A 16,534-nucleotide genomic window follows, 5' to 3' on the forward strand; every position below is an offset into this window, starting at 1 on the left:
CGCATAAGCCGAACTGACCGGCCTCAAGGTTTGGTTGCGGGCGCGGCCTTGCGTTCCTTGCTCGGCTTGGGTGTAGTGACCGTGAAACCCTCGGGCTTGGCCGGGGCCTTGGCCTTCTTGGCGGGTTTCTTTTCGGGTTCCTCGGCGGCCGCATTGCCTCGGCCATGGATGCCGGCGGCGCCCTGTGCCTGGCGAGCGTTCTCGGCCTCGCGCTGACGCCGGTCGCGCTCCAACTGCTTGGCCAGCTGCGCATCACGCTTGGCCGTCTCTGCGGCCTGGCGGCGCTGCTCGGCATCCGGTTGATCTATCTTGGGCGTCAAGGCCTGGCCCCCATCGTCGCAGGGCTTCTGGCTCAGCTCGCGGCCCTCGGGGCCGCAGCGATAGACCTTGGTGTTCTGGGCCAGCCCTGAGCCGGACAACACGATCAGCGTGCAGGCAACAAGCAGGGCGGGCAGGGTGTTCATGGCATGACGGGTGTTGGTGGCGGCTCGGGGCGGGGCGGCTTGGGGCGCGGCGGCTTGGCGTGTATCTTCATCAAGGCACGATCCATGTCACCGGCGATCAGCAGGTCCAGCGCATCGGCGATCGATTTGTTGATGCAGTCGTGGATGGCCTCGCGCTCGGCCGCCGGCGGCTTGCGCAGCACATAGCTGGCGACTTCGGCCTTGTCGCCGGGGTGGCCGATGCCCAGGCGCAGGCGCCAGAAGTTGGGCGAGCCCAGCTGGGCCTGCATGTCCTTCAGGCCGTTGTGGCCGCCGTTGCCGCCGCCCTGCTTGAACTTCATCTGGCCCGGCTCGATGTCCAGCTCGTCGTGCACGGCCAGTATCTCCTCGGGTGCGATCTTGAAGAAGCGCGCCAGCGGTGCCACCGCCTTGCCCGACAGGTTCATATAGGTCATCGGCTGCAGCAGCCAGATCGGGCCGGCGGGCAGATTGATGCGCGCAACGCGGCCGAAGTAGTTGCGCTCGGGCACGAGATGGCCGCCGAGCTTGCGCGCCACCTCGTCCACCCACCAGAAACCGGCGTTGTGGCGGGTGTCCTCGTATTCAGGGCCGGGGTTGCCCAGGCCAACAAAGAGTCGAATCATGGGGCGATTATCGGCGCTGCTGCGGGTTCCCCGTATGGGCGCCCGGCGTGCCGGCGCTAGTATGGATTGATGAGTAAACACGCTGCCCTGATCGAAAGCCTGGACTTCGCCGGCCTGCAAGCGGCGCTGGCCCGGCGCATTGCCTACCGCACCGAGAGCCAGCTGCCCGAGTCGGCGCCGGAGCTGCGTCGCTATCTCACCGAGGAGATGGCGCCCAGCTTCGCCGCCCTGGGTTTCCAGACCGAGATCTGGGAGAACCCGGTGGCCGGCGGCCCGCCCTTCATGTTCGCCAGCCGGCATGAGGATGCGGCGCTGCCGACGGTGCTGATGTATGGCCACGGCGACGTCGTGCCCGGCGACGAGGCCCGCTGGCGCAAGGCCGCCTCGCCCTGGACGCTGGAGGTCAAGGACGGCCGCTGGTATGGCCGCGGCAGCGCCGACAACAAGGGCCAGCACAGCATCAATCTGGCCGCCATTGGCCATCTGCTCAAGCATCAGGGCCGCCTGGGCTTCAACGTCAAATGGCTGCTGGAGATGGGCGAGGAGGTCGGCTCGCCGGGTCTGCAGCAGATCTGCGAGCAGCGCAAGCCGGCGCTGGCGGCCGATGTCTTCATCGCCTCCGATGGCCCCCGCCTGCGCACCGAGGCGCCGACCCTGTTTCTCGGTTCGCGCGGGGTGATGAATTTCAAGCTGGAGCTGATCGCCCGTGAGGGCGCCCATCACTCGGGCAACTGGGGCGGCCTGCTGGCCAATCCGGGCGTGATTCTCGCCAGCGCGATTGCCAGCATCGTCGACGCCCATGGCGTGATCCAGGTCGAAGGCCTGCGCCCGCCGCCTCTTCCCGACTCGGTGCGCAAGGCGCTGAGCACGGTGCAGCCCGGCGAGCCCGGCGGGCCGGTGATTGACACGCAATGGGGCGAGCCGGGCCTGAGTCCGGCCGAGCGGGTGTTCGGCTGGAACTCGGTCGAGGTGCTGGCCTTCCGCGCCGGCAATCCGGACCGGCCGGTCAATGCGATACCGCCGCGTGCCGTGGCCTTCATGCAGATACGTTTCGTCGTCGGCAGGGACCCGCAGGGCTTCATCCCGGCCTTGCGCGCGCATCTGGATGCCAAGGGCTTCGGCCAGATTGAACTGTCGCAGGAGGGCTCCGAGATCATGCTGGCCACGCGGACCGATCCCGACAGCGCCTGGGTGCGCTTTGCCGTGCGCTCGCTGACCGAGACCACGGGCCAGGCGCCGGTGCTGCTGCCCAATCTGGGCGGCTCGCTGCCCAATGACTGCTTTGCCGGCACCCTGGGCCTGCCGACGATCTGGGTGCCCCATTCGGCGCCGACCTGCTCGCAACATGCGCCCGACGAGCATCTGCCCGCCTACTCCGGCGAGCAGGGCCTGGCCATCATGGTGGGCCTGCTGGCCGATCTGGGCGAGGGCTGGCCGGCAGGAACCAGGGCCTAGGCCCGGAAACGAAAAAGCCCCACCGAGGTGGGGCTTTAAGCAGTTCCAGTCCCGTCGAACTGGAACGCTTCGGTATTACTTCTTGCCCTTGCCCTTGGCAGGAGCTGGTGCCGGAGCGGCAGCCACGATCACTTCTTCCTCGACCTTGGCGGTCACGGAGACGATCACCGGGTTGGGCTTGCCGTGGGTCACGACCTTGGTGCCGGCGGGCAGCTGGATGTCGTTGACGTGCAGGGTCGTACCCTTGGTCAGTTGACCCAGGTCCACGGTCAGGAACTCGGGCAGTTCCTTGGCCAGGCAGGTGATCAGCAGTTCGGTGACGACGTGGTTGACCAGGCAGTTCTCGGTCTTGACGGCCGGCGAGGTCTCTTCGTTGATGAAGTGCAGCGGGATCTTCTTGGTGATCTTGGTCGTCGCGTCGACGCGCTGGAAGTCCACGTGCAGGATCAGCTGGCGGTACGGGTGCATCTGGAAGTCGCGCAGCAGCACTTGTTCCGTCTTGCCGGCCAGTTCCATTTCCAGGATGGTGCTGTGGAAGGCTTCCTTCTTGATGGCGTGGTACAGCGCGTTGTGATCGAGTTCGATCATCGCGGGCTCGCCGGCACCAAAAACGATACCAGGCACCTTGCCTGCGATGCGCAGGCGGCGGCTCGCTCCGGTCCCCTGCAATGTGCGCTCAAAAGCGGCAAATTTCATGATTGACTCCAAGTATGGAAGGGCGCCCGCGACCAGGTCGCCCAGAAAAAACGGCCTTGCGGCCGCGGCTTTATCAACCGCCCCACTTGCGCAGGGCGGTCAAGAATCAGAAATTGTTGTTCTGGTCAGAGAACAGCGAGGTCACCGACTCGCCATCGGAAATACGGCGAATCGTCTCGGCAAACAGGAAGGCCACCGACAGCTGGCGGATCTTGCCGCAGGCCTTGGCCGCATCATTCAGCGGAATGGTGTTGCTGATCACCACCTCGTCCAGCTGCGAACCCTGGATGCGCTCGATCGCCGGACCCGACAAGATGGGGTGGGTGCAATAGGCAAACACGCTCTTGGCGCCACGGTCCTTCAGCACCTCGGCGGCCTTCACCAGGGTGCCGGCTGTGTCGATCATGTCGTCCATGATCACGCAGTTGCGGCCGTCGATCTCGCCGATCACGTGCATCACTTCGGACACATTGGCGGCCGGACGGCGCTTGTCGATGATGGCCAGGTCGCAGCCCAGCTGCTTGGCAAGGGCCCGGGCGCGGACCACGCCGCCGACGTCGGGGCTCACCACCACCAGGTCCTGGTAGTTGCGGCTCTTCAGGTCGGACAGCAGCACCGGCGAGGCGTAGATATTGTCGACGGGAATGTCGAAGAAGCCCTGGATCTGGTCGGCATGGAGGTCCATCGTCAGCACGCGTTCGACGCCGACGGTTTCCAGCAGGTTGGCGACCACCTTGGCCGAGATCGGCACGCGCGTCGAGCGCGGGCGGCGGTCCTGGCGGGCATAGCCGTAGTAGGGGATCACGGCGGTGATGCGGCGAGCGCTGGCGCGCTTCAGGGCATCGACCATGATCAGCAGTTCCATCAGGTTTTCGTTGGTCGGCGCGCAGGTCGGCTGGATCACGAAGACATCGCGAGCCCGCACGTTTTGCTGGATCTCGACGGTGACTTCACCATCGGAGAAACGGCCGACCACGGCCTTGCCGAGTTCCACACCGAGGTGGGTGGCAATTTCCTGGGAGAGAACTGGATTGGCGTTCCCGGTGAACAGAACGGTGTTGAACAGCACGCGCCCTCCGGCTTTAGGCTAAGGGCCGCTGGCTTCACATGGCGTGAAACCGACTGGGCCGGGATCAGAGAAAAAATTTGGCAGGGGCGGAAGGATTCGAACCTGCGCATGTCGGAATCAAAATCCGATGCCTTAACCAGCTTGGCGACGCCCCTACACTGGAATTCCGCTGTTGCGAAACCCCGTAACTTTCAGTCTGCAGCCCAACCGACCAGCGGGTGAAGCTCCAGACTTTGGCACATCCGGCCCGCCCATCCTGGAGGAAGTTCCTCCGGCATTTTAGGCGATTCAGACATGCCCTGAATCCTATCAATTCCAGCACCCACTCTGGCAAACACTGCACTGCCCGAGCCCGTCATTCGGCTATTGCCAAACCGGGCCTTCAGCAGTTCCAGCGCTTGAGCCACCTCAACACATCGACTCTCTGCCGGCGGCTGAAGGTCGTTGTGACCAAAGCCTTCGGCGATCATCTCCGCGGTGATTTTCTTCAACTGGTTCGAAGAAGTGTCTGCAGGAAAGCCCGCTACTATAACAGCAGGTGTGTCACGTGCCAAGAGGGGACTAGAAAAAATTTGAGCAGTGGGCAGCGAGGCCTGGGGTTTGAGCACTGCGAACCGCTGCGGGGGCAGTTGCAGGGGCGTGAGGATTTCGCCAATGCCTTCGACGAAAGCGGGTCGGCCGCCGAGAAAAAAAGGCACGTCGGCGCCGAGGCTCAGGCCTATGGGCAGCAAGCGCGACAGCGGCCAGTGCAGACCCCACAGGCGGTTCAGCGCCAACAGCGTGCTGGCCGCATCGGACGAGCCTCCGCCCATGCCGGCCCCAGAGGGCACCTGCTTGGCAATGTGGATGTCGGCGCCGAAGCTGCAGCCGCTGGCCGCTTGCAAGGCATGTGCGGCGCGCAGGCACAGATCGTCGGCAGGCAGGGCCTCGGTCAGGTCGTGGCGGGCCAAGCGGCCATCGCCACGGCGCTCAAAGTGCAGGGTGTCGCACCAGTCGATCAGCACGAACACCGATTGCAGCAGGTGGTAGCCGTCGGCACGGCGGCCGATGACGTGCAGGAACAGATTCAGCTTGGCCGGCGCGGCCACGTCATAGAGGGCCAGCATCAACGGGCTTCCGGTGGATCCAGTCGCGCCCGCAACTGCACCTCGGTCGGCTCCTTGCGATGGGCATTGATCAGGCCCTCGTCATGGCGTTCGAGGTCCACCGTCCAGCCCAGTTGCCGGAAGCCCGGCTTGCCGTCCAGTCGCGGGCGGCTGACAGCGCCCGCCCAGGGCCGGCCCTTGAGCCAGTCGAACAGGGCGGCAACCGGTACCGACTCTCCAAGCAGGTCGCGGGTAAGGGCATCTAGGTCCGCATAGCGTGTCTCGGTGTCCGAGCGCTGCAGCAGCGCCTGTCCAGGCTGCCAGCTGGCCCGCGCGGCGAGCGTGCCCAGTGGCGTGCTCAGCTCCAGCTGGCCGGCCTCCGGTGTGCCCTGCAGCTCGAATGCAGCGGCGCCGCCCTGGGCGGTGCCCGCGCTGTTGTGCGCCACCTGCACCGACAGCCGGCCGCTCAGGCGATCGCCGGCAAAGGCGGCGGGCTTGGGCGCAGTGGCGCAGCCCCAGAGCGAGGTGCAGAGCAGCAGCAGACTCAGTGGCCGGGTGAGCGAGGTCATGCTCACAGCGACACACGCAGGCGCGCCAGCGTCTCTTTGAGCACCTCGTTCGTGCGGTCGCGGCCGGCGCCCTCGCGCCAGACGCGCTTGGCCTCTTCCTGCTTGCCCATCACCCACAGCACCTCGCCCAGGTGGGCGGCGATCTCGGTGTCGGGTCTTGACTTGTAGGCCTGCTGGAGCAGACGCAGCGCTTCATCCTTCTGGCCCATCCGGTACTCGACCCAGCCCAGGCTGTCGAGCAGGAAGGGTTCGTTGGGCGCCAGCTCCAGCGCCTTCTGTATCAGGCGCTTGGCTTCGTCCAGGCGCGTGTTGCGCTCGGCCAGCGAGTAGCCCAGCGCGTTGTAGGCATGGTGGTAATCGGGCTTGAGCGCGATGACCTTGCGCAGCAGGCGCTCCATCTCGTCCATGCGGTCGAGCTTCTCGGCCAGCATCGATTGCTCGTAGAGCAGGTTGGCGTCGTTCTCGAAGCGCTTGTTCGCCGCCCCCAGCACCTCGTAGGCCGCTCGCCACTGCTTGGCGTCGCGCAGCAGCTGTGCCTCGGCGGTGAGCTTGGATTTGATGTCGTCGTCGTTCTGCTCGGGCAGGCTCTGCAGCAGCTTGCGGCCCTGCTCCAGCTTTCCCTGACGCGCCAGCACCGAGGCCCGGCGGTATTGCACCTGCAGCAGCTCCTTGGTGTCGCCGACCTTGGCCAGCCAGGCCTCGGCGGCCTTCAGGTCACCCTTTTGCTCCGCCACCTGGGCCAGCAGCAGATAGGCCTGCTGGCGTGCCTCGGGACCGGCCTCGGGATTGGTCTTGCCGTCCCGGGTAGCGGCCTCGGCGCGTTCGAGGTAGGCGTTGAGGGCGGTTTCGGCCTCCTTGGGGTGACGCAGGTCCAGCTGCAAGGCACCAAGGCTCATCCAGGCGCCCAGCATGTCGGGGTCTGATTGGGTCACCGCGCTCAGTTCGCGTATCGCGTCGCCATGCCGCTGCGCCCGCGCCAGCGCGCGGCCATAGGCCAGCCGAACGAAGTCGCTGGCCGGCTTGGCTTTCAGGTGTGCCTGCACCAGCGCCTCGGCCTCGGGTTCGCTGGACAGCATCTCCAGCGCAACCAGCGCCGGCCCCTCGGCACCTGGCTCCTGGCTTGACGCGGCCTTGAGCAGGCCCAGCGCGGCCGTGGCCTCGCCGGCCACCAGGTTCAGCCGGGCCAGGCTGACATGGGCGGCCGTCGAGGTTTCGGGCTGGAGCAGATAGGGCTGTAGCACCGGTTCGAGAGCCGACAGCACACGCTTTGGCTCTGGCAGGCGCTGCAGCAGGCGCGGCAGCGCGGCAATCGCGCCGGCGCGCTGGTCGGGGGCGGTGAGCTTGAGCAGCGCGCCCAGCGGCTCGCTGAGCTCGGGCAGCCGATTCAGGCCCAGCAGCAGTTGCACCGTGGTCTGCAGCGCCTCGGTGGATTCGGGCGCGATCTGGCGCCAGGCCCGGGCCGCGATCAGGGCCTGATCACCGGCGCGTGCCTGCAGTGCGATGCCGATGACGCGGCGGAACAGCGCCTCGTCTCCGGTGCGCCGGGCGGCGTCCAGCAAGACCTGGAAGGCATTGCCGGGCTCGCCCGCGCGCAGCTCCATTTCGCCGATCAGCAGCTGATAGAACAGCGGTGCGTCCAGTTCCGAGTTGTAGATCGGCGCTGCCGCGGCCGGCGTTTCGGCCGCGGGCTGCTCCTGGGCATGGCTGCTGGCAGCGGCAAGTGCCGAGCACATCACGGCGACGGTCAACCCTTGGGACAGCAAACGGGCAAGGGTTGTACGGCGAAGAAAGTCGGGCATGCATGCTCCTGAGCGAATGGCTCATTCTAGGAGTTGGCCATCACGGGATAATTCCGCCATGCCCGAACTCCCCGAAGTTGAAGTCACCCGCCGCAGCTTTGCCCAGCGCATCGCTGGCGCGCGCGTCACCGCCGTCCGGCTGGGCAAGCCGCTGCGCTGGCCTATGGGCCGCTCACCTTGCGATCTGGTCGGGTTGACGGTGGGTGAGGTGACGCGCCGGGGCAAATACCTGTGGCTGCCCTTGGCGCCCGGCGGCCTGCTCTTGCACCTGGGCATGTCCGGCTCGCTGGCCTTTGGTGATGGCATGGGGGCACCCGCTGCGCATGATCACTTCGATCTGGTGACGACCCAGGGCACCCTCAGATTGACCGACCCCAGGCGATTTGGCGCGGTGGTCTGGTCCGCAGGGCTGGACCAGGAGCCGGCTGTCAAGCTGTTATCTAAGCTTGGTTTCGAGCCTTTTGACCCGCTTTTTGGCGGTGCCTACCTGTATTCGGCGTTGCGCGGCCGCCGTGTTGCCATCAAGCAGGCGCTGCTGGCGGGGGATATCGTCGTTGGCGCCGGCAATATCTACGCTTGCGAGGCCCTGTTCATGGCCGGCATCGATCCGCGCCTGGCGGCACACAAGCTCAGCAAGCCGCGCAGCGAGCGTCTGGCCAGGGCGGTGCGTCAGGTGCTGGGCGAGGCACTGGCGGCCGGCGGCACGACCCTGCGCGACTTCAAGGACTCGCACGGCGTGGCCGGCAGCTTCCAGATGCAGGCCCAGGTCTACGGCCGGGAGGGTGAGCCCTGCAGTCATTGCGGCACCGCCATACGGCGTATTGTTCAGGCCCAGCGATCTACGTACTTTTGCCCAAAATGCCAGATTCGCTGATTTAACACCCCTGTCGAACCTCAAACACGCCGCCGTGGCCCCGCACAAACCCGCTGATTGGTCTATCCCTAAGGTGAACCCCGCACAGAATCGTCATGGGATTGCGCTAGCATGCGCGCACATGAATGGCAGCCCACGCTCACTGGCGCAACGCTTGGATGGCTTGAATGCCTGGCGCGCATCCCTGGATGCGGCGCTGGCAGAGCTTGTCCAGCACTTGGCTGGCCAAGGCCTGCTGGACGAGACCGCCAGCGAGCAGCTCGACCGTCTGCGCCTGCGCGTCGGGGGCGACAAGCTGGTCGTAGCCTTTGTCGCCGAGTTCTCGCGCGGCAAGTCCGAGCTGATCAATGCCATGTTCTTCAGCGACACCGGCCGGCGCGTGCTGCCGGCCACGCCGGGGCGCACCACGATGTGCCCGGTGGAGATGTCCTATGACCAGGGCGAGCCGGCGATGCTGTCGCTGCTGCCCATCGAGACCCGCATCGAAGGCCGTTCGCTGTCCGATCTGCGTCTGCGCCGCAGCATCTGGACCCATGTGCCTTTGGACGACCTGAGCCATGAAGAGCTGGCGCTGACCTTGATGGAGGTGACGCGAACCCGCGCGGTCAGCGTCGAGGAGGCGCGCAAGCTGGGTCTGTGGAGCGACGAGCCCGACGCCAATGACAAGACCTCGCCGTCGCCCGACAACCCGCCGCTGCGCGAGGATGGTCTGGTCGATGTGCCGGCCTGGCGCCATGCGCTGATCAAATACCCGCACCCGCTGCTGGCCCAGGGCCTGGTCGTGCTGGACACGCCGGGTCTCAACGCGGTCGGTGCCGAGCCCGAGCTGACCCTGAGCGTGATTCCGGCCGCCCATGCCGTGGTCTATATCCTCGGCGCCGACACCGGCGTGACCCGCTCGGACATGAACGTCTGGCGCGAGCACCTGAACGAGGGGGCGATGGCGCGCTTTGTCGTGCTGAACAAGATTGACACGCTGAACGATCCGCTGCTGCCGGTCGATGTGGTGCAGGCGCAGATCCGCAAGCAATGTGCCAATACCGCCCGCACCCTGGGTGTGGAGCCGGACCGCGTGTTCCCGCTGTCGGCACGCCAGGCACTGACCGCCCGCCTGCGCGGCGATACCAAGGGCCTGGAGGCCAGCCGTCTGCCTGCACTGGAGACGATGCTGGCCAAGGCTCTATTGCCGCAGCGCGGCGAGTTGCTGGCCAAGGCCGTGCAGGAGACGGTGCAGGGCGTCCAGAACCATGTGCAGCGTCAGCTGACCCTGCGTCGCCGCCACAACACCGAGCAGGCGCTGGAGCTGCGCGGTGCCCGCGGCAAGAACGCGACCAGCCTGCGCGCGATGCGCGATCGCGTCGATCTCGAGGGCCAGCGCTTTGAGCTGTGCTCGCAGCGCATGCAGGCGCTGAAGGCCATCCATAGCCGCTCGCTCAAGGAGCTGCTCGACGGCCTGGCCGGCGAGCGGGTGCGCGAGCAGGTGCGTCAGATGCAGCTTGGCATGGACGCCTCGTTCTTCCATGTCGGCGCGCGCAAGGTCTTTGTGGCCATGTGCCGCGAGCTGCACCAGCTGTTGAACCAGGCCCAGGTGCGGGTCGACGAGATGCAGGGCATGCTGGTCTCCAGCATCCAGATGCTCAACACCGACTATGGCTTTGCGCTGGCGGTGCAGCAGGCGCCGGACTTCTCGCGCTGCTCGCGAGAGCTGGAGATGCTGGAGCGCAGCTACAGCCAGTACCTGGGCATACGCTCGGCGCTGCGCCTGCTGCAGCCCGATTTCATGGAGCAGTTCCGCCGCATGTTGCTGGCCAAGCTGCGCGCGGTTTTCGATGCCGCCCGCGTCGAGGTCGAGCGCTGGAGCAAGACGGCCACGGTGCAGATCGATGCGCAGCTGCGCGAGCGCCGCGACACCTTTGTGCGCCGCCGCGAGGCTTTGACTCGCATCGAGGCCGAGGCCGGCGAGCTCGAAGCCCGCCTGGCCCAGCTGGTGGCGCTGGAGCAGCGCCTGAGCCTGGCCCAGGTGCGCATACAGCCGGTGGTCAATATGGTGCTGGCCGCTGCGCAGTCCATGCCCACCCGCGGTGATGATGGCGAGTTCGAGTTGCCAACGGTGGCCGCTGGCGAGTTCGACGCCAGCTGGGCCCAGGTCGCGGCCGAGTAAGCCGCCGGTTCCCGTTGTGACCGACGTTTTGCGGCCCGCGCCGCTTGCTCCTTCTTTGATCCAGGGTTTTGCCCCGGCGCTGATCGCCTGGCAGAAGGTCCATGGCCGCCACCAGCTGCCCTGGCAGAACACGGACGACCCCTATCGCGTCTGGCTGTCAGAGATCATGCTGCAGCAGACCCAGGTCAGCACGGTGCTGGGCTATTACGAGCGCTTTCTTGAGCGCTTTCCCGATGTGACGGCGCTGGCCGCAGCCCATCTGGACGAGGTGCTGGCGCTGTGGGCGGGCCTGGGTTACTACAGCCGCGCACGCAATCTGCACCGCTGTGCCCAGGCCGTGGTGGCGCAGTTTGGCGGCCGCTTCCCGCCCACGGCCGAGCAGCTGACGACACTGCCAGGCATAGGCCGCTCGACGGCCGCCGCGATCGCCTCGTTCTGCTTTGGCGAACGGGTGGCGATACTGGACGGCAATGTCAAGCGCGTGCTGGGTCGCGTGCTGGCCTTCGATGCCGATCTGGCCAAGCAGGCCAACGAACGCCAGCTGTGGGCACTGGCCACCGAGCTCTTGCCCGACCAGGACATGCCGTCCTACACCCAGGGCCTGATGGATCTGGGCGCCACGCTGTGCAGCCGCAGTTCGCCGCAATGCCTGCTGTGCCCCGTGGCCGAGCTGTGCCTGGGCCGCAAGACCGGCCAGCCTGAGGACTACCCGGTGCGCATCCGCAAGCTCAAGCGCAGCCGGCGCGAGAACTGGTGGCTGTGGCTGGAGCACGAGGGCCGAGTCTGGCTGACCCAGCGGCCCGACACCGGTGTCTGGGCGGGTCTCTGGACCCTGCCGCTTTTCGACGACGAGGCCGCGCTGCAGGCCCAGGCGGATGCGCTCGATGCCAAGCTCTCCCGTCTGCCGACGATAGAACACAGCTTGACGCACTTCGACTGGGTGCTGCATCCCCGCCAGGCCAGCCTGAGCCAGGCACCCGGCGAGGCGCTGCCCGGCCCCGGCGTCTGGGTGGCCCGGGAGGCCTTGGCCAGCTATGCCGTGCCGGCGCCGCTGAAAAAGCTGCTCACTTGATTGGACAGGGCGGCCCCAGGCCTGCTAGGCTTGCTGGCCTCGCACCGTGACCCAGAACAAGACCAAATCAATGAAGCCAGCCGTCAAAAGCGCCATCGAATCCGCCGCCCTGGCCCTGCTGGTGGCCGCCTGCAGCCTGTGGTTCCTGATCTCGATGAACGAGTCCGAGGTCGAGCACACCGCGGCCAAGATCACGTTGGTGGCCATCACCTTGGCAGCCTCGTTGATCCTGCATCTGATCTTCGTCGGCCTGGCCGTGCAGCGCGACGGCCGGCCCCTGGCTGGCTGGATGGCCCTGTCCATCCTGCTGTGTCCGGTGGGGTCCATCATCACGATGGTGCTGATCGGCTGGCTGTCGGCCGAGCGCGAGCGTTCGCTGACCTGATCTACTCCAGCACGCCCTTGCCGCGCAGGAATTCATCGACGATCTGCAGCCGCATCAGCGGGCTGTCCAGCTCCATCAGCTTTTGCTTGGCCGCCAGCGGTATTGGCAGGATCTCGCACCAGCGGTTCGCCACCCACGCCGCGTCGTCAAGGCCATAGGGCTCCAGGAATGGTTTGTTGCCCTGCTCGGCCAGGCTGTGTATGGCCTTGGCCAGGCCCTCGGCCGCTGGCTTGAGTTCGGGCGGAATGGCCTGCGGCGCGTCGTCGTCCAGCCACTGCACCTGGCCCATCCACAGCCCATCGGCCGCCTGAGCACAGGACTGCAACTCGAAGCGCCGCCTGCCGCTGCAGCGCACATGGAGGATGCCGGCCTGCTCGCCATCGACCTCCAGCAGCTCGGCCGCCACGCCCACCGGTTCGAATTTCACGCCGGCCTCGTCGCGGCCCACCTCGCTGCCCTGACGCAGCGCGATCACGCCAAAGGCGGACTGCTGGCGCAGGCAGTCGGCCATCAGATCGAGATAGCGGGCCTCGAAGATCTTCAGCCGCAGCTGGCCGCCGGGGAACAGCACCGTCTGCAACGGGAACAGGGGCAGGGCTTGCGTTGGCACCGTGGCTCCCTGTGCGGTTTCAATCCCGGGCATCGAGCTCGCGGTGGCGTATCAAGGTGGCGCCATGATGGGCGAACTGGCGGGCCAGCGTCTCGACCATATAGACCGACCGGTGCTGGCCGCCGGTGCAGCCTATGGCCACCGTCAGATAGCTGCGGTGGTCGGCCTCGAAGGCCGGCAGCCACTGGGTGAAGAAGGCGCTGATCTGCGACATCATGATCGCTACCTCGGGCTGGGCCTCCAGATAGGCGGCCACTGGTGCATCGCGGCCATTCTGCGGGCGCAGCTCGCGGATGTAATAGGGGTTGGGCAGCACACGCACGTCGAATACGAAGTCGGCGTCCAGCGGCACGCCGTGCTTGAAGGCGAAAGACTCGAACACCAGGGTCAGCGAGGTGCCGCTGACCTGCACCAGGTCACGCACCCAGGAGCGCAGCTGGGCCGGGCGCAGCGCGCTGGTGTCCAGCACAGTGGACTCGACGCGCATGCTGGCCAGCAGCTCGCGCTCCAGCTCGATCGCATCGATCAGGATGCGCCGTGCATCGCCCGACTCCTGTTCGCTCTTGCTCAGCGGGTGGGCGCGGCGCGTCTCGGAGAATCGGCGCACCAGCGCGTCGGTACTGGCGTCGAGAAAGATCGACCGCACCCGCACACCGCGCGCTCGCAGCTTCTTCAGGGTAGGCAGCAGATGGGGCAGGGAGCCGGCGCTGCGGGCGTCCATCGCAATCGCCACATGGCGCTGCTCGCGTTGTGATTCCAGCTTCAGGAAGGAGGTCAGCAACTCGGGCGGCAGATTGTCCACACAGAAATAGCCGGCGTCCTCCAGCGCATGCATGGCCACCGACTTGCCCGAGCCCGAGATGCCGGTGACCAGCACCACGTCGCGTGGCGCCAGTGCCTCGGCCAGGCCGCCAAAAGCGGTGTCGGATTCAACGGCGCCGGTCATGATTTGGCCTTCTTTGCGGGGACAGGTTTTGCGGGACTCACGGCAGCCTGCTTGGACAGGTCCAGCATCTCCTGCGCATGGGCAAGGCTGGTGGACGACAGGCGCTCGCCACCCAGCATACGCGCGATTTCCGCCACGCGGGCCTCGCCGGCCACCGCCTGTACGTCGCTGGAGGTGCTGCCGCCCGAGGCCTTCTTGGCGACGACGAAATGATGGTCGGCACAGGCCGCCACCTGGGGCAGGTGGGTGACGGCCAGCACCTGGCGGTCGCGGCCCAGCTGCTTCATCAGTCGGCCCACGGTCTCTGCCACCGCGCCACCGACGCCGGAATCGATCTCGTCGAAGATCAAGGTGCCGGCACCGGCCTCGCCCCCGTCCTTGCCCTCAAGCTGGCAGGTGGTAACGGCAATCGCCAGCGCGATGCGCGACAGCTCGCCGCCCGAGGCCACCTTGCCCAGCGGCCGCGGTGTGCTGCCGGCGTGGCCGGCGACCAGGAACTCGGCCGACTCCAGGCCGAAACTCTGCGGCTCGGCTTGAGGCAGCAGGGCCACCTCGAAGCGGCCGCCGGCCATGCCCAACTGCTGCATCGCAATCGATACGGCATCCGACAGCTTCGGGGCGGCCTTGGCGCGGGCCTGGCTGATCTTTCTGGCCTCGGCCGTGTAGGCGCTCAGCGCGGCCTTCAGCGCGCGCTCCAGGCCCTCCAGATCGCTGGCCGCATCAAGCGCGGCCAGCTCGGCGCGCCATTGCGCATGCAGGGCCGGCAGGTCGGCCGGCGTGCGGCGGTAGCGTCGGGCCAGGCCCATCCAGGCCGACATCCGTTCGTCCAGCTCCTGCAGCCGCTCGGGCTCCAGATCGGCATCCGACAGATAGCTGGCCAGGGTGTGGGCGGCGTCCTGCAGCTGCGACTGGGCGCCGGCCAGCGCCTCGATCACGGGGCCAAGGCGCGGGTCGTAGTCGGACACCGAATTCAAGGCGTCGATCGCCTGGCCGGTCAGGCTCTCGGCGCTGGTATCAGCTTCGCTGGCGGCGCCCAGCGCCACTCGGGCGGCATCCATCAGGCTTTGCGCATGGGCCAGGCGCTGGTGTTCGGCGCTGAGCGTTTCCCACTCGTCGGCGCCGGGCGCCAGGCGGTCGATCTCGGCAATCTGCCAGGCCAGGCGTTCGCGTTCGGTCGCCAACTTGTCCTGGCTCTTGCTGGCTTCGGCCAGCTGCTCGCTGGCGGCCTTCCAGTGCTGCCAGGCGCTGGCCACGGCGCTGGCGTCGAGCTGGGCATAGGCATCGAGCAGGGCGCGCACCGAGGGGGCGCGGGTCAGGCCTTGCCAGGCATGCTGGCCGTGGATGTCCACCAGGTGGTCGGCCAGCTCGCGCAACTGGGCCACGGTGGCGGCGCTGCCATTGATCCAGGCGCGGCTCTTGCCCTGGGCGTCGATCACGCGCTTGAGCAGCAGGCTCTCCTGCACGTCGAAGCCGGCCTCCTCCAGCCAGGGCGAGATCGCCGCCGGTGCATCGAACTCGGCGCTGATCTCGGCCCTTGCCGCGCCCTCGCGCACGACGCCGGCATCGCCCCGGCTTCCGAGGGCCAGCTGCAAGGCATCGATCAGGATGGACTTGCCGGCACCGGTCTCGCCGGTGAGCACCGAGAAGCCGCCGTCGAAATCGACCTCCAGCGCGGTGACGATCACAAAATCGCGCAGCGACAAGCGCCTCAACATGGCATTGCCCGCCCGGCCGCCCGAAGGGCAATGAGCGCCCCCTTGGGGGGCAGTGAGCGAAGCGAGCGTGGGGGCGTCATCCAAATCTCCGGGTTCATCTTCATACTTTCAGACACCAGGGGCATCAACTGACCCCTTCGTTCCAGCGCAGCTTGCGGCGCAGCGTGGCGTAGTAGCTCCAGCCGCGCGGGTGCAGAAAGCACACTTGATGCTCCGAGCGACGCACGGTGATGCGGTCGCCGTGCAGCAGGCTGGCCAGGCTTTGCATATCGAAATTGACGCTCACGTCCCGCCCGGCCACGATCTCGACGCTGACCGTGCCGGTGTCCGGCAGCACGATGGGCCGATTGCTGAGCGTGTGCGAGGCAATCGGCACGACCACCCAGCCGGCGATGCTGGGGTGCAGGATGGGCCCGCCGGCCGACAGTGCATAGGCGGTGGAGCCGGTCGGCGAGCCGATGATCAAGCCGTCGGCGCGGAAGTTGGCGACGAACTCGTCGCCCACGTCGACCTTCAGCTCCACCATGCCCGAGGTACCGCCGCGGCTGACGACCACATCGTTCATGGCCAGCGCCTCGAAGATGCAGTGCTCGTCGCGCCAGACGCAGCCCTCCAGCATCGAGCGGTGCTCGCGCTCGAAGTCGCCGGCCAGCATCGGCATCAGCGTCTCGCGGTACTGGTCGATGGCGATGTCGGTCACAAAGCCCAGGCGGCCCTGGTTGATGCCCACCAGCGGCACACCGAAGCGTGCCATTTCGCGGGCAAAGCCCAGCATCGTGCCGTCGCCACCCACCACCACGGCCAGGTCGCATTGCGCGCCCAGCTCGTCGGTCGAGAGGCTTGGGAATTCGGTGATGCCCGTGTTGAGCGCCGTCTCACGCTCCAGGGAAACATCAAGACCTTGCTGCGCCAGAAAATGGGCGATGTCCTCCAGCACGGGGCGAATGCCCCGGGCCTGGAACTTGCCCACAATCGCCGCATGACGGAAGCGCTTCGCCATGGGCGGGATTA

General features: G+C 66.9%; 16 protein-coding genes and 1 tRNA gene. 5 read left to right on the forward strand and 12 right to left on the reverse strand.

The window, feature by feature from the left end; translation table 11 throughout:
* Positions 1-23: 23 nt before the first annotated feature.
* On the reverse strand, positions 24-464 hold the full coding sequence (locus DES47_RS12190) for a hypothetical protein (RefSeq protein WP_133700991.1): 441 nt from the start codon (positions 462-464) through the stop codon (positions 24-26).
* Entirely contained in the window at positions 461-1,087 is a 627-nt protein-coding gene (gene pth, locus DES47_RS12195; RefSeq protein ID WP_133700992.1) for an aminoacyl-tRNA hydrolase, read from the reverse strand. Before pth ends, DES47_RS12190 begins: the two co-directional genes overlap by 4 nt.
* Before the next feature lie 69 nt (positions 1,088-1,156).
* On the opposite strand from pth, the gene DES47_RS12200 reads away from it, so the two are divergent.
* Entirely contained in the window at positions 1,157-2,542 is a 1,386-nt protein-coding gene (locus tag DES47_RS12200; RefSeq protein WP_133700993.1) for a M20 family metallopeptidase, read from the forward strand.
* Between the two features lie 75 nt (positions 2,543-2,617).
* Here the strand turns inward: DES47_RS12200 and DES47_RS12205 are convergent, their stop codons facing one another.
* The 6 genes from DES47_RS12205 to DES47_RS12230 all read right to left on the reverse strand — a co-directional run bounded on the left by DES47_RS12205 (position 2,618) and on the right by DES47_RS12230 (position 7,760).
* Positions 2,618-3,238, reverse strand: a complete 621-nt coding sequence (locus DES47_RS12205; protein WP_133700994.1) for a 50S ribosomal protein L25/general stress protein Ctc — start codon at positions 3,236-3,238, stop codon at positions 2,618-2,620.
* Positions 3,239-3,344: 106 nt separating this feature from the next.
* Positions 3,345-4,307, reverse strand: coding sequence for a ribose-phosphate pyrophosphokinase (locus DES47_RS12210; RefSeq protein WP_133700995.1), 963 nt, complete (start codon positions 4,305-4,307; stop codon positions 3,345-3,347).
* 78 nt (positions 4,308-4,385) lie between these two features.
* A tRNA-Gln gene (locus tag DES47_RS12215) sits at positions 4,386-4,462 on the reverse strand.
* Between the two features lie 36 nt (positions 4,463-4,498).
* Positions 4,499-5,413 carry a 4-(cytidine 5'-diphospho)-2-C-methyl-D-erythritol kinase gene (ispE, locus tag DES47_RS12220; protein ID WP_133700996.1) on the reverse strand — a complete coding sequence of 305 codons (915 nt, stop codon included), beginning with the start codon at positions 5,411-5,413 and terminating at the stop codon, positions 4,499-4,501.
* Positions 5,413-5,961, reverse strand: coding sequence for an outer membrane lipoprotein LolB (locus tag DES47_RS12225; RefSeq protein WP_133700997.1), 549 nt, complete (start codon positions 5,959-5,961; stop codon positions 5,413-5,415). Before DES47_RS12225 ends, ispE begins: the two co-directional genes overlap by 1 nt.
* A gap of 2 nt (positions 5,962-5,963) precedes the next feature.
* Complete coding sequence (locus DES47_RS12230) at positions 5,964-7,760, reverse strand: tetratricopeptide repeat protein (protein WP_133700998.1); 1,797 nt, start codon at positions 7,758-7,760, stop codon at positions 5,964-5,966.
* 58 nt (positions 7,761-7,818) lie between these two features.
* On the opposite strand from DES47_RS12230, the gene mutM reads away from it, so the two are divergent.
* The 4 genes from mutM to DES47_RS12250 all read left to right on the forward strand — a co-directional run bounded on the left by mutM (position 7,819) and on the right by DES47_RS12250 (position 12,252).
* A complete protein-coding gene (mutM, locus tag DES47_RS12235) occupies positions 7,819-8,634 on the forward strand; it encodes a bifunctional DNA-formamidopyrimidine glycosylase/DNA-(apurinic or apyrimidinic site) lyase (protein WP_133700999.1) in 816 nt (271 codons plus the stop codon).
* 121 nt (positions 8,635-8,755) lie between these two features.
* Positions 8,756-10,795, forward strand: a complete 2,040-nt coding sequence (locus DES47_RS12240) for a dynamin family protein (RefSeq protein ID WP_133701000.1) — start codon at positions 8,756-8,758, stop codon at positions 10,793-10,795.
* A 16-nt stretch (positions 10,796-10,811) separates the two neighbouring features.
* Positions 10,812-11,867 carry an A/G-specific adenine glycosylase gene (mutY, locus tag DES47_RS12245; RefSeq protein ID WP_243748282.1) on the forward strand — a complete coding sequence of 352 codons (1,056 nt, stop codon included), beginning with the start codon at positions 10,812-10,814 and terminating at the stop codon, positions 11,865-11,867.
* A gap of 70 nt (positions 11,868-11,937) precedes the next feature.
* Entirely contained in the window at positions 11,938-12,252 is a 315-nt protein-coding gene (locus DES47_RS12250; protein WP_133701002.1) for a hypothetical protein, read from the forward strand.
* A 1-nt stretch (position 12,253) separates the two neighbouring features.
* On the opposite strand, the gene DES47_RS12255 is transcribed toward DES47_RS12250, so the two are convergent.
* The 4 genes from DES47_RS12255 to DES47_RS12270 all read right to left on the reverse strand — a co-directional run bounded on the left by DES47_RS12255 (position 12,254) and on the right by DES47_RS12270 (position 16,523).
* Positions 12,254-12,862, reverse strand: coding sequence for an LON peptidase substrate-binding domain-containing protein (locus tag DES47_RS12255; protein ID WP_243748283.1), 609 nt, complete (start codon positions 12,860-12,862; stop codon positions 12,254-12,256).
* Between the two features lie 19 nt (positions 12,863-12,881).
* Entirely contained in the window at positions 12,882-13,808 is a 927-nt protein-coding gene (gene rapZ, locus DES47_RS12260) for an RNase adapter RapZ (protein WP_133701004.1), read from the reverse strand.
* Positions 13,805-15,523: a DNA repair protein RecN gene (recN, locus tag DES47_RS12265; protein ID WP_133701005.1), complete on the reverse strand. Its 1,719-nt coding sequence runs from the start codon at positions 15,521-15,523 to the stop codon at positions 13,805-13,807. Before recN ends, rapZ begins: the two co-directional genes overlap by 4 nt.
* Positions 15,524-15,647: 124 nt before the next feature.
* Positions 15,648-16,523 carry an NAD kinase gene (locus tag DES47_RS12270; protein WP_133701006.1) on the reverse strand — a complete coding sequence of 292 codons (876 nt, stop codon included), beginning with the start codon at positions 16,521-16,523 and terminating at the stop codon, positions 15,648-15,650.
* Between the last annotated feature and the right edge of the window lie 11 nt (positions 16,524-16,534).

The organism is Roseateles toxinivorans, from assembly GCF_004362525.1.
Taxonomy (GTDB): Bacteria; Pseudomonadota; Gammaproteobacteria; order Burkholderiales; family Burkholderiaceae_C; genus Paucibacter; species Paucibacter toxinivorans.

What these genes read in the sequence shown, in the direction of transcription:
- DES47_RS12190 (WP_133700991.1), bottom strand. Translation starts at nt 464, where the DNA reads ATGAACACCCTGCCCGCCCTGCTTGTTGCCTGCACGCTGATCGTGTTG.
- mutM (WP_133700999.1), top strand. Translation starts at nt 7,819, where the DNA reads ATGCCCGAACTCCCCGAAGTTGAAGTCACCCGCCGCAGCTTTGCCCAG.
- DES47_RS12270 (WP_133701006.1), bottom strand. Translation starts at nt 16,523, where the DNA reads ATGGCGAAGCGCTTCCGTCATGCGGCGATTGTGGGCAAGTTCCAGGCC.
- rapZ (WP_133701004.1), bottom strand. Translation starts at nt 13,808, where the DNA reads ATGACCGGCGCCGTTGAATCCGACACCGCTTTTGGCGGCCTGGCCGAG.
- DES47_RS12225 (WP_133700997.1), bottom strand. Translation starts at nt 5,961, where the DNA reads ATGACCTCGCTCACCCGGCCACTGAGTCTGCTGCTGCTCTGCACCTCG.
- DES47_RS12200 (WP_133700993.1), top strand. Translation starts at nt 1,157, where the DNA reads ATGAGTAAACACGCTGCCCTGATCGAAAGCCTGGACTTCGCCGGCCTG.
- DES47_RS12240 (WP_133701000.1), top strand. Translation starts at nt 8,756, where the DNA reads ATGAATGGCAGCCCACGCTCACTGGCGCAACGCTTGGATGGCTTGAAT.
- recN (WP_133701005.1), bottom strand. Translation starts at nt 15,523, where the DNA reads ATGTTGAGGCGCTTGTCGCTGCGCGATTTTGTGATCGTCACCGCGCTG.
- DES47_RS12230 (WP_133700998.1), bottom strand. Translation starts at nt 7,760, where the DNA reads ATGCCCGACTTTCTTCGCCGTACAACCCTTGCCCGTTTGCTGTCCCAA.
- DES47_RS12205 (WP_133700994.1), bottom strand. Translation starts at nt 3,238, where the DNA reads ATGAAATTTGCCGCTTTTGAGCGCACATTGCAGGGGACCGGAGCGAGC.
- DES47_RS12250 (WP_133701002.1), top strand. Translation starts at nt 11,938, where the DNA reads ATGAAGCCAGCCGTCAAAAGCGCCATCGAATCCGCCGCCCTGGCCCTG.
- ispE (WP_133700996.1), bottom strand. Translation starts at nt 5,413, where the DNA reads ATGCTGGCCCTCTATGACGTGGCCGCGCCGGCCAAGCTGAATCTGTTC.
- pth (WP_133700992.1), bottom strand. Translation starts at nt 1,087, where the DNA reads ATGATTCGACTCTTTGTTGGCCTGGGCAACCCCGGCCCTGAATACGAG.